The sequence below is a fragment of the Streptomyces sp. H27-D2 genome, assembly GCF_035828615.1.
In the GTDB taxonomy this organism is placed as follows: Bacteria; Actinomycetota; Actinomycetes; order Streptomycetales; family Streptomycetaceae; genus Streptomyces.
In genome coordinates, this window is record NZ_JAYMZR010000113.1 from 6,645 (window position 1) to 18,905 (window position 12,261).

Consider the following 12,261-nt stretch of genomic DNA (forward strand, 5'->3'; position numbering starts at 1 on the left):
GGCTTCGCGCACCCGGCCGAGGAAGGTGTCGAAGCCGGGGTCGCCGGAGGCGTCCACGCGCAGCGGCAGGGTGTTGACGCAGAGCCCGACGAGGCCGCGCATCGCGGCGCCCTCGCGGTGGCTGCTCGCACAGCCGATGACCAGGTCTGTCTCTCCGGTGGCCCGGTGCAGCGCGGCGAACGCGGCGGCGAGGACGACGGTGAACAGGGTGGAGCGGTGCAGCTGTCCGGTCCGGCGCAGCCCTTCCAGTGTCTCGGGCGTGAGCGGGGCGGTGTGGATGACGCCGAGCCGCTCGCGCGCGACGCCGGCCGGGGGCCGGGGCAGGGCGAGCGGCCGTGCTCCGGTGAGCCGCTCGGTCCAGTAGCGCAGCCCGTCGGTGAACCGGTCGGCGTCGGCCGCCTCGGCGCGGGCGAAGTCGGCGTATTGCGGGGGCGCGGCGAGGGCGGCGGGGCGGCCGTCGCGGGCGCTCGCGTAGAGGGTGCCGAGTTCGCTCGCCACCGTCTCCAACGAGCCGCCGTCGATAGCGATGTGATGGAACGTCAATAGTACGGTGTGGTCCAGCGGCCCGTGCCTGAGGAGCAGGGCGCGCAGCACCGGACCGTCCGCGAGGTCGAACGGGCGGCGCGCCTCGGTGAGCAGCAGGTCCATGCCGTCGTCCGCGGTGTCCACCACGGGTACGGGCACCGGGGCGGGCGGGGCTACGTCCTGGTAGGGCCGGCCGGACTCCCCCTCGTGCTGCCGGTAGCGGGTGCGCAGCACCTCGTGACGGCGGACGAGTTCGGTCAGGGCCGTGCCGAGGGCCGCCGTGTCGAGCGGGCCGCGGACGCGGGTGGCGAACGGCACGCTGTACTGGGCGCCGCGCCGGCCGAGACTGTCCATCAGCCACATCCGGCGCTGCGCGTACGACAGGGGCGCGGGGCCGGCCGGAACCGGAACCGGCGGGCGGACGGCCGCCGCGCCGGCGCCCTTGCGGGAACGGGCGAGCCGCAGCAGCGCTTCCTGCCGCGAGGCGGCCGTGGGGCGGGGGTCAGATCCGGTGGCCATCGGTGTCCTCAAAGGGCGCGTTACAGGGCGCGTTGTAGGCGGAGGTACGGGGAGCGGGGGCGCCGGCGAAAGAGTCGCCGGGCCCAGGGCCCGCGGATTCGGCAGCTGCGGAGGCGGGGCCGACGGACACGAGGGCCGCCGATTCGAGATCCGCGAACTCGGCGTCCACAGAATCGCCGTCCGCGAACTCGACGTCCGCGAGATCGAGGTCTCCGTGCGCGTCGAGCAGGGCGCGTTCGATCAGCGCGGCGTGCCCGGCCACGGTCGGGGCGGCGAAGAAGTCGGTCAAGGACAGCTCCACGCCGAGGTCCTCGCGCAGGTCGTCCACCACGGCCAGGGCCAGCAGCGAGTGCCCGCCGAGCGCGAAGAAGTCGACGTCGGCCCGGGAGACCTCGTGGCCCAGCGAGCGGGTCCAGATGTCCGCGACGACACGCTCGATCGGAGGCAGCTCGACGGGCGCGGCGCCCACCGGGCCGGTGCCCCCGGTCGGGGCGGTCAGCGCGAGGCGGTCGACCTTGCCCGACGCGGTCATCGGCAGCCGCTCCACGACCGTCCACTCGTCCGGTACCAGGTGCGCGGGCAGCCGCTCGGCCAGCCGGGCGCGCAGCGCCTCGGCCTTGGGGGCCGGGCCCGGCGCGGGCACGATGAACGCGGCCAGCCGGGTGTCCTCGGGCGTCGGGCGGCGCACCGCCACGGCGGCGTCGTCCACCTCGGGCCAGCCGCGCAGGACATGCTCGATCTCGCCGGGTTCGATGCGGAAGCCCCGCACCTTCACCTGGTCGTCGGCTCGCGCGTGGAAGTCCAGCGTTCCGTCCGGCCGGGACGAGACGACGTCCCCGGTGCGGTAGAGGCGGCCGTGCGCGGGGTGTTCGACGAAGCGCTCCGCCGTCATCGCGGGCTGTCCGACGTAGCCGCGGGCGAGCCGCGGCCCGCCGATCCACAGCTCGCCGCGCTCGCCGGTCACGACGGGTTCGCGCCGCTCGTCGAGGACGTGGGCGGTGGTGCCCGCGATCGGGCGGCCGATGGGCGGCAGCGCGGACGCGCAGTCCTCGGCGCTCACCCGGTGGGCGGTGGCGAATGTCGTGGTCTCGGTCGGGCCGTAGCCGTTGACCAGTTCGAGCCACGGGAAGGCGTCCAGCACGGTGGCGGCGGGCTGCGCGGCCATCGCCTCGCCGCCGACGACGACGGTGCGCAGCACGCCGAACAGGCGCGAGCGGCGGGCGGCGAGTTGGTGGAACAGTGCGGTGGTGAAGAACGCGAGGGTCGCGCCGTGCCGTTCCACGTCGCGGGCGAGCTCTTCCAGCGAGGGCCGCTCGGCGGCGGAGACGACCACGGCCGCGCCGTTGGCGAGCGCGACCCAGACCTCGAAGGTGGAGGCGTCGAACGAGGTCGAGGAGTGGAAGAGCACCCGGTCGCGGGGGGTGACGGTGACGTAGTCCGGGTCGGTGACCAGGTCCGCGATCGCGCGGTGGGTCAGGGCCACGCCCTTGGGCCGGCCGGTCGAGCCCGAGGTGAACATCACGAAGGCCGTGCCGTGCGGGTCGTAGGCGGCCGGCTGCGGCACGTGCGTGTCGTCGCCCCGGTCCAGGCTGTCGCCCTGGTCGCCGCTGACCCCGCTGTCCGCGCTGAGGACGAGGAACCGTTCGGCCGCGATGCCCGCGGCTTCCAGGAGCGCCTTGTCGCCGAGGGTCAGGGTGACGGCGGCGTCCTCCAGCATCGCGGCGGTGCGCGGCCTCGGGTGCGCGGCGTCGAGCGGTACGCAGGTCGCACCCACCCGCCACACGGCGAGCTGGGTGACGACGGTGCGAGCGGAGCGCGCCGCGAGCAGGCCGACCGTGTCCCCCGCGCGCACACCGCTCTCATGGAGCCGGGCAGCCAACCTGCCTGCTGCTGAGTGCAGTTGGGCGTACGTCAGCGTGGTGTCGTCGTCGGAGACGGCGAGCGCCGTCGGGTGGCTCTGCGCGTGGCGGGCCACCCTGGCGGACAGGCCGCCGGAGTGCGCGGCCGGGTCGGCGGACTGGGGGACGGTGGGCACGGGTTCCTGTCTCCTGGGATCGGTGGCGGCGCGGGTGTCCGCGGCGACTCGGTGAGCCGCCGTGGGCGCGTAGTCCGTGGACGCGTAGTCCGTGGCGCGGGGCTCGGCGGCGGGCTGGGTGACCGCGAGGTGGGTGACAGCGAGGTGGGCGGCTGCCGGCCGGAGGGGGCCCGAGGCGCTGCCGGGAGCTGTGGCGGCCGTGGCTTTGGCCGCCGCGGTGGCTGCCATACCGGCGTCGGTCGTACCGGAGTCGGTCGTACCGGAGTCGGTCGTACCGGAGTCGGTCGTACCGGAGTCGGTCGTCCGGTGGAGCGGCGCGGAGCGGGGAGCGGATTCGGGGGACAAGGAGTCGACAGTGCTTGAGGGCATGTCAGGCCGCCGTTCCGGCTGCGGCGAGGCGGCGGTCCAGCAGCGCGGCCACACTGCGCAGGTCAGGCTGGCGCAGCACCTCGGGCGCGCGCAGCCGGACGCCGCAGGCGTCCTGGACGGCGCTCAGCAGCCGGGCGGCGGCGAGGGAGTTGCCGCCGACGTCCGCGAAGCGGTCGTCCAGACCGATCCCGGGGCCGGCCAGCAGGTCCCGGCAGAGCCGCAGGACCAGTCGCTCGCTCGCGCCGGCCGCCTCGTCGTCCTCGACGGCGGCGACGCCCTCGGCCCGTTCATCGGGCGCGGGCTGTTCCAGGGTGGCCAGCAGCGCGGCGCGGTCCACCTTGCCGTTGGTGTCGAGCGGGTAGCCGGTGACCATCCGCACGACGGCGGGCACGGCCTGCTCGGGGAGCCAGCCCCGTACGCCGTCCAGCAGTTCGGCCACGGTGGGCGGCGCGTCCGGGGCGGCCAGCACGAAGGCGGCGAGCTGGACGGCGCCCTGCGGGGTGCGCCGGGCGGCGACCACCGCGCGGCGCACGCGCGGGTCGTGCTCGAACGCGGCCTCGACCTCGGCGGGTTCGATGCGGACGCCGCTGACCTTGATCTGGTCGTCGAGCCGGCCGAGGAACTCCAGTTCCCCGTCGGCGCGCATCAGCACCCGGTCGCCGGTCCGGTACACCCGGTCCACGCCGGGCGCGTCGAGCCCCTCGGGCGGTGCGGTGAAGCGTCGCGCGGTCAGTTCCTCGTCCAGGTAGCCCAGGGCCAGCGACGCGCCGCCGATCCACAGCTCTCCTGCTTCGCCGCGGGCGACGATGCCGCCGTCCGCGTCGGTGACGCAGACCGTGCTGCCCGCGAGCGGGCGGCCGATCGGCGGGGCGTCGTCGGCCGGTGCGGGCAGCGTCGGCGGTCCGGCCTCGCCCTGGTCGGCGGCCGGGGTGGTCCGGTCGGGCCGGCCGTCGGTCGGGCTCATGGCGTACGCCGTCGCGATCACGGTGGCCTCGGCCGGGCCGTAGACGTTGTGGACGGTCGCGGTCACATCGGCGCCGGGACGGCGGCGCAGCCGGTCGCCGCCGACGCAGAGGTGACGCAGCGCGAGCCCCTTGGGCCAGGGCCGGTCCAGCAGCGGTTCGACCATCGGCGTGGAGGACACCCCCACGGTGATCCCGGCCTCCCGCCACCAGTCGGTGAGCGCGCCGGAGTCCCAGCGGACCGCGTCCGGAGCGACCCCGAGGGACGCGCCGCAGGTCAGGGCGGCCCACAGTTCCAGCAGATGCGGGTCGAAGGCGACGCCCACATGCAGGCTGTGCCGGTCGGCGGGGCCCAGCGCGGTACGGGCCTGGTGCCAGCGCAGCAGGACTCCGAGGGAGTGCTGCGCGACGGCGACGGCCTTGGGGGTGCCGGTGGAGCCCGAGGTGAGCACCGCGTAGAAGGCGCCGTCGGGGGCCCGCCGGGCGTCGGGGGCCGGGGGCAGGAAGGCGGCGACGGTACGGGGGGCGGCGTTCGCGCCGTCGGCGGGGACCGGGAGCGGCAGGTGCTCGGCCGCGCGGTGCGCGGCGGGCAGCAGGCCGGGGTCGCCGATGAGGCAGGTGACGCGCAGGCTGTCGGTGACCGTGGCGAGCCGCCGCTCCCCCGGGCGCGGCCCGAGCGGGAGGTAGACCGCGCCGAGCCGGGCCAGCGCGACCGCGACGGCGACCAGTGCGGCCGAGCGGTCCAAGCACACGCCGACGATGTCGCCGGGGCGTACCCGGTCGCCGAGCGCTCCCATGACGCCGCGCGCGGTGGTGTCCAACTCGGCGTACGTCCAGTGGTGTTCGCCGTCCCGTACCGCTGCCGCGCCCGGCGTGCGCCGCACCCAGCTGTCGTACCAGTCCAGGACGCTCTCGCCGTCGGCCGGAGGCGGCGGGACGGGGCCGCCGTGGGCGATGCTCAGCGGGGCCTCCGTCAGAGCAGTCGTCCGCGGCGGTGTGCTCGTCGGCGCGGGCCGGGTCAGGGGTGCTGGGGCGAGGTCGGTCATATCGACTCCGAGGGCGCGGCCGTCATGCCGGCGGCGGTCAGGGCACGGGCCTGGTCGGCCAGCACCGGGTTCTGGAACAGCACGCGCAGGGGAGGCCGGCCGCCGAAGCGGGGCTCCAGCCAGGCGGCGAGCTGGGCGGCGCGCAGCGAGTGCCCGCCGATCCGGAAGAAGTGCGAGGTGTCCGAGAAGGCGCTGTGTCCGAGCACCGCGCGCCAGCCCTCGGCGAGCAGCGTCACGGCGGGGTCGTCCGACTCCACCCGGAGCGCGTCGCCGCCGTCCGTGAGCCCGTCCCCGGCCGGCTGGACGGGTGCCAGCGCGGCGGCCGTACGGGCCAGCGCGGCCCGGTTCGGCTTGCCGCCGGGCAGCGTCGGCATGGCGTCCAGCCGCACCCAGCGGCCGGGCACCAGCGCGCCGGGCAGCCGCTGCGTCAGCTCGGCGTGCAGCATCCGCTGGTCCGGTTCGTCGGCGGACTCCAGGAAGCCGACCAGGCGGGGGCCGCCGGGGGCGTCGCGGTCCAGGACGACGGCGCAGGACCGGCCGCCGAGCACGGCGGAGGCACCGGCTTCGATCTCCTCCAGTTCGATGCGGAAGCCCCGCAGTTTGACCTGGTTGTCGCGGCGGCCGAGGAAGCGCAGCCGTCCGGCCAGGTCGCGGTAGCCGAGGTCGCCGGTGAGGTAGGCGCGTACGCCGCCGAGGTGATCGAGCGTCACGAAGCGGGCGGCGGTCGCCTCTTCGTTGCCGAGGTAGCCCTCGGCGAGGCCGGGGCCGCTGATGGCGAGTTCGCCGACGCCGCCCGCGGGCAGCGGGCGCAGGCCGGTGTCCAGGATGTGCACGTGCTCGCCGGGCAGTTCGGTGCCGAGCGGGACCTCCGCGCCCTCCGCCAGGTCCTCGCGGGTGATCTCGTGGACGGTGGAGCTGATCGCGGCTTCGGTGACGCCGTACACGTTGAGGACGATGGCGGCGGTCTCGTCCAGCAGTCCGCGCAGCGCGTCGGCGGGGATGCGCTCGCCGCCGAGCACGATCAGGCGCGGAGCCCAGCGGCCGTCGCGCAGCGCGGCGCGCAGCTCTTCGCGGGTGGCGAGGAAGTAGCTGGTGGGCAGGTTGGCGACGGTGACGCGGGACCGCGCCAGGACCTCGACGAGTTCCGATCCGGTCGGCACCTCGTTCTCCGGTACGACGAGGCAGGCTCCGGCGTGCAGCGAGGGCAGCACTTCTTCGAGCGACACGTCGAACGAGGGCTGGGCGAAGAGCAGCACCCGGTCGCCCGGGGTGAGGCCGAACCGTCCGGCCGCCTCCGTCATGTGGTGCGCCAGCGCGTCCCGGCCGACCGCGACGGGCTTGGGAACCCCGGTCGAACCGGAGGTGTGGATGACGTACGCGGCCGCGCCGACGGTCGGCGCCGGCCGGGCGGCGGGGAAGTCCGTGCCGTCGAGGACCGCGACCGGGGAGCCGTGCACGGGCAGCGAGGCCGCCGCGTCCGAGGTGGTCAGCACGAGCGCCGGGCCGAGTCGTTCCAGCAGCAGTTCCAGGCGCGCGGCGGGGTCGTTCGGGGACAGCGGGCAGTAGACCGCGCCGGTGCGCAGACAGGCGAGGAGGGCGGCGACGGAGTCGGCGCCGCGCGGCAGCACGGCCGCGACGGGCTGCCCGGCGGTGACGCCCGCGGCACGCAGCCGGGCGGCCAGGTCCGTCACCTGGGCGTCGAGGTCGCCGTAGGTCACCTGCCGTGCGCCGATGAGCAGGGCAGGCAGCGCGGGGTCGATGCGGGCGGCCGGGTCGAGCAGTCGCTCGGGCCGCGCGGAGGGCGCGGGGAGCGCCGGGGTGAGGCCGGCGTCCGGGGCGAGCGAGGCCAGCGGGGTTTCGGGCGCGTCGAGGTAGTCGCGCAGCAGGTCCAGGAAGCGCCCGGCGAGCAGCTCCGCTATGTCCGCGTCGAACAGGTCGGCGTCGTAGTCCCACACCAGCGTCATCCCGGCGGCGCCGTGCCGGGGACCGACGCCGCGCCGGTCGTCGGGCAGCAGGACGAGGTCGAGGTCGAAGCGGGTGGTCCCGGTGTTGAAGCCCTCGAAGAGGGACACCTCCAGGCCGGGGACCTCGATCTCGGGCAGCGCCGCGTCATGGGCGCTGAACATGACGTTGAACAGCGGGTTGTCGGCGCCCGAGGTGTGCAGGTCGAGCGCGCGGGTCAGCTCCTGCACCGGTACGTCCTGGTGCGGCAGCGCGCGGATCAGGGTGTCCGTGGTCTCGTCCATCGCCTCCGCGGCGGAGGCCTCGGGGTCGAGCCGCAGCCGGAGCGGGATGGTGTTGACGAACATCCCGACGGTCTCCTCGAAGCCCCGCGGCCGGTTGCCGACGGCGGTGCCGACGACCATCTCGGAGCGGCCGCTGTGCCGGCGCAGCAGCTCGGCGAAGAGGCCGAGCAGGACACTGAACGGCGTGTACCCCTGGGTCCTGGCGTGCGCGCGCAGCCGCTCGGCGAGGTCGGCGCCGACGGTCTGGCGCAGTTGGCCGCCGTGGTGCCGCCGCCGGGTGCCGGGACGGCCGAGGCCCGGCAGCGGCAGGTCGAAGGGGGCCGCGTCCAGTTCGTCCGCCCAGTACGCGAGGCTGCGGGCGTGCCGCTCCGCGCGGTCCTCGCCCGTGGTGGCGCGGGCGTGCGCCTCGTACGAGGGCGCGGCGGGGAGCTCCACCCGCTCGCCGCGCACCCGGGCGCGGTAGACGGTGAAGATGTCGCTCAGGATGATCGCGAACGAGTGGCCGTCGTGCACCAGGTGGTGTTCGACGTGCACCAGCCGGTGGTGGTCGTCCGCGAGCCGCGCCAGGGTCCAGCGCAGCAGCGGCGCCTGGTAGGTGTCGAGCGGCGTCTCGGCCTCGGTGCGCAGCAACTCGGCGAACGCGGCCTCGGGGTCGCTCTCCCCCGTCAGGTCGAGGGTGCGGTAGCGCGGGGCGCAGTCGGCGGCCACCCGCTGCCCGGGGACGGCGCCGGGGCAGGCGACGAGTTCGAGGCGCAGGCCCGGGTGGCGGGCGAGGGCCGCGGCGAGGCCGTCTTGCAGGGCCGCTTCGTCGAGCACGCCCCACAGGTCCAGCGAGGCGGTGAACTGGTAGGCGCGGCTTCCTGGCTGCACTTGTTCGTGCAGCCAGACGATCTCCTGCGAGGAGGAGAGGGCGAACATCGGCAATCCCAAGGATAGAAGGGGTGTCGTCGGGTCCTGGGCCGGTGTGCGCCGCCGCGCCACGGGTTGCGTGGTGCGGCGGTGCTTCGGCCCCGAGGAGAGGTCGCGGGCAGGGGGTGCCTGTCGCGGCCGGTCGGGGGCGTGCGAGGTGCGGGCGCCCGGAAGTGCGGCGTCCTTCGGGGTCGGGGAGAGCGGTGGTGGGGTGGGAGTACTGGTGAGGCGGGAGCGCTCAGAACTGCGGGACGGACGACGGCTCCAGCCGCCGCAGGTGGCCGCTCAACGCGCCGGTCAGCTCGCCGAAGGCGTCCGCCGCCCGGTCGTCGTCGAGGACCGCGCGGTCCCACACCATCCGTACGAGCAGCCCGTCCCCCTGCGAGACGGACACCGCGAACGGAGCGCGCACCGGCCGGCCGTTGACGTAGACCTCACGGCCGGTGACCCCGCCCAGGCGCAGCGGGCGGCGGTGCAGGTCTTCGACGGTCAGCAGCCCGTCGAGGCGGCCTGACCACGGCGCGCCGGCCTCTCGGGCGGCGTGCACCACCTCGTCGTACGGGGTGTCCGCGTGGTCCAGGTCGTCCCACCAGGCTGCCGACAGTTCGTACAGGCTCTCCGGACCAGCCTCGGCGGCGGTCCGGTTCGCGGCCCCCGCGGTGGCGGGGAAGACGACGGTGTTCAGGAAGCAGCCGAGGACGGGCTGCGCGGCGGCGGGCCGTCCGCCCCACGGGTAGCCGAGCGGCGAGACGCGGTCCTCCCCGTACAGCGCCCTGGCGGCGCTCGCGCAGGCGTCGAGCAGCGCGGGGAAGGGCACCGGCGGAGCGCCGTCCTCAGCGGCGGGCAGCCGCAGTTCGGCGCCGCCGGTCGGCAGCGCGCCGGCCTCCGGGGCCCGGGCCTCCGGTGCCTGAGCGCGGACCGGGCGCAGCCGCTCGCCCCAGTAGGCGAGGTCGCCCGGGGCGCTCGCACGCCCTTCCGCGTCGAGTTGGAGGAGTACGGCCTCGCGGTAGGCGACGACTTCCTGGGCGGCCCGTGCGGGCGCGACGTCCTCGGGGCCGGAGCCCGCCGAGTACGCGGCGCTCAACTCCTCCGTGACGCGGGACAGGGACTGTCCGTCGCACGCCGCGTGGTCCAGCGCGATGGTGAGGATCTCCTCGGCCACTTCCTCGCCGACGCCCTCGCCCGACGCGGCTTCCTCGGACGCGTCCGGCGCGGAAGCCAGGTAGATCCGCAGCGGCGAGCCCTGCGCACTCCAGCCGCGCAGGGTACGGCGCAGCGCTGCGGCGCTGTCCTCGCCGGGTGCAGTCTCGACGCGCTCCACCGGTACGTCGGCCTCGGTGAGGCGGTGTACGGGGGCGCCCCGTACGACCTCCGGGCGGGCGCGCAGCGCGGGGTGCAGGGTGGCGAGGTGGCCGGCGGCGCGGCGCATCCGGGCCAGGTCCACTGTGCCGCGCGGGAACGCGAAGAACAGCGGCACGATGTCCGGCCTGCCCTGCGGGTCGAGTGCGCGGACCAGCAGGAACCGCCGCTGAGCGCCGGTCACCGGAAGGAGCTCTCGGGGCCCGCCGGGGTCACGGGCGAGCCGTTGGTACCGGGCGAGGTACTGGCCCGTGATGCTGTGCTGCACGTCGTCCTCTCTTGTCGCGGCGCGTGGTTGTGGACGTGGCCGTGGTTGTGGCTGTGAGCCGTGGTCGTGACGGTGCTTGTGAAGGTGCTTGTGAAGGTGGTCCTGCCGGCGGGTCCGGCCATGGCCGTGCCCGCGTTCAGCGCCGTGCCCGCGACTGGTGACCAGCCGGGGCAAGCAGCCCGGCCGCCGGATAGCCGGGCGGGGCGCTCAGAGTGCCGAGGTCCGCTGCCCCGGCTCCTCGGCCGAGTCCACGGGGGAACCGGCCACGTCCGACGGGGAGTCGGCCGGATCCGCCGGAGAGTCGGGCGCATCCGGCGGGAAGTCCGGCGCGGCGGCGGGCAGGTCGCGCATCCGCCGCAGCGGCGAGAACAGCAGCGGCAGCGGGACGACGAGGAAGCCGATCGCGCACACCCACACGGCCGCACGCGGACCGGCCGCGCTCGCGACGGCCCCGCCCACCAGTGCGCCGAGCGGCATGGTGCCCCAGACCAGGAAGCGGGTGGTGGCGTTCATCCGGCCCAGCAGGCGCGGCGGGCAGAGCGTCTGGCGGAAGCTGACCTGGGCGACGTTGTAGACCACGGCGCCGAAGAACACGACCGCCGAGCCCAGTGCGAACCAGAAGGCCGCCGCGCCCTTGCCCGCCAGCGGCCACAGCAGCGCGAACGGGCCGGTGGCCAGGGACGACAGCCAGATGATCCGCGCCTGGCCGAGGCTACGGGCGAGCCGGCCGGCGCACAGCGCCCCGGCGAGACCGCCGATGGCCGCCGCCGAGAGCATCAGGCCGATCGCGCCGGGCGACAGGCCGAGCACCCGCACCAGGAAGACGGTCTGCACAGCCATCAGCAGCGCGGCGAAGAAGTTGCCGAGTCCGGTGGTGGCGACGATGACCCGCAACAGCGGCTGGCGCAGCACGAAGCCGAGCCCCTCGCCGATCTCCTTGCGCAGCGAGGACTCCGGTCCGGCGGCCTGCGGCGCGGGCTCGCGGTGCCGGATGGCGAGCAGGAACAGCGCCGAGACTGCGTAGCCGAGCGCGTCGGCCACGATGGCCAGGTGCGCGCCGATGAGTTGGACCAGACCGCCGCCCAGACCGGGGCCCACGACCTGAGCCGATGAGCGCACCGTTTCCAGAGCGCCGTTCCCCGAGACCAGTTGGTCCTTGGGCAGCAGTGCGGGCAGGTAGCTCTGGTGCGCGACGTCGAAGAAGACCGTGGCGACCCCGGTGAGGAGGGCGACGATGTAGAGCTGAGTCATCGTCAGCATGTCGGCCGCCGCTGCCGCCGGGATGCTGATCATCCCCAAGGCCCGTACGACGTCGGCGCGGATGAGCACCGGCAGCTTGCGCATCCGGTCGAGCCAGGCTCCGGCGGGCAGGCCGACGAGGAGGAACGCGGCGGTCTCGGCCGCGGTGAGCAGGGCGACTTGGAAGGCCGGCGCGTCGAGTTCGAGTACGGCCACCAGGGGCAGCGCGACCAGGGTCACCTGCGCGCCGATCTGGCCGGCGGCGGCGCCGGACAGCAGCAGCCGGAAGTCGCGGTTGGGCACGAGACCGCTGTGCGCGGCCTGTTGAGGGGGACTCATGAGCCAGACATTTGATGATGGACCGGTCGTCCGTCAAAACGTTGGGCGGGTTTCCGGACAGTTTCTTCTCTCATGTGGCCTCTCGGCCGCAAAATCTGAGCTAATCGGCACCACTGACAGGATGAATAACCGGAACGGGTGCAGGTGGCGGCACACGGGCGGCTCGGCTGCCCACTGGGGAGCCGGCCCGCCGGAGGGACGCCCGGTCCGGACCAAGAACGAATGTCCGAAAATCGAGTGTTCGGAGAGGGAAGAGAGGTTTGGGGCTGGCTGATCACGTCGAAGTGTGTAGATCCAGCGGAGAAGTGCGGCAGGTCTGATGGCGGGATCGTCGGCGGCGCTCTTGTGGCGCGCTCGCGCCGCCCCCTTCGAGCCGAGGAGCCGCCGCCCCCAACGGGTGGTGCGACGGCTCCTCGGCGACAGCGCGCTCGGCCGCCCCGGACGT

6 protein-coding genes are annotated in these 12,261 nt (G+C 75.0%); all 6 read right to left on the reverse strand.

The features are described 5' to 3' along the window. On the reverse strand, positions 1-1,044 hold a 1,044-nt coding region (locus tag QMK28_RS29580; protein WP_326442750.1), incomplete at its 3' end, for a condensation domain-containing protein. Then, a complete protein-coding gene (locus QMK28_RS29585) occupies positions 1,028-3,448 on the reverse strand; it encodes a non-ribosomal peptide synthetase (protein WP_326442751.1) in 2,421 nt (806 codons plus the stop codon). The genes QMK28_RS29580 and QMK28_RS29585, both read right to left, overlap by 17 nt. Position 3,449: 1 nt before the next feature. Further along, positions 3,450-5,456 carry a non-ribosomal peptide synthetase gene (locus QMK28_RS29590; protein WP_326442753.1) on the reverse strand — a complete coding sequence of 669 codons (2,007 nt, stop codon included), beginning with the start codon at positions 5,454-5,456 and terminating at the stop codon, positions 3,450-3,452. Then, the gene (locus tag QMK28_RS29595; protein WP_326442754.1) at positions 5,453-8,620 is read right to left on the reverse strand and encodes a non-ribosomal peptide synthetase; all 3,168 of its coding nucleotides are present in this window, start codon (positions 8,618-8,620) and stop codon (positions 5,453-5,455) included. The genes QMK28_RS29590 and QMK28_RS29595 overlap by 4 nt, the downstream gene beginning before the upstream one ends. 229 nt (positions 8,621-8,849) lie before the next feature. Continuing rightward, positions 8,850-10,238, reverse strand: coding sequence for a non-ribosomal peptide synthetase (locus QMK28_RS29600; protein ID WP_326442755.1), 1,389 nt, complete (start codon positions 10,236-10,238; stop codon positions 8,850-8,852). 207 nt (positions 10,239-10,445) lie between these two features. After that, positions 10,446-11,816: an MFS transporter gene (locus QMK28_RS29605; protein ID WP_326442756.1), complete on the reverse strand. Its 1,371-nt coding sequence runs from the start codon at positions 11,814-11,816 to the stop codon at positions 10,446-10,448. Positions 11,817-12,261: the final 445 nt, after the last annotated feature.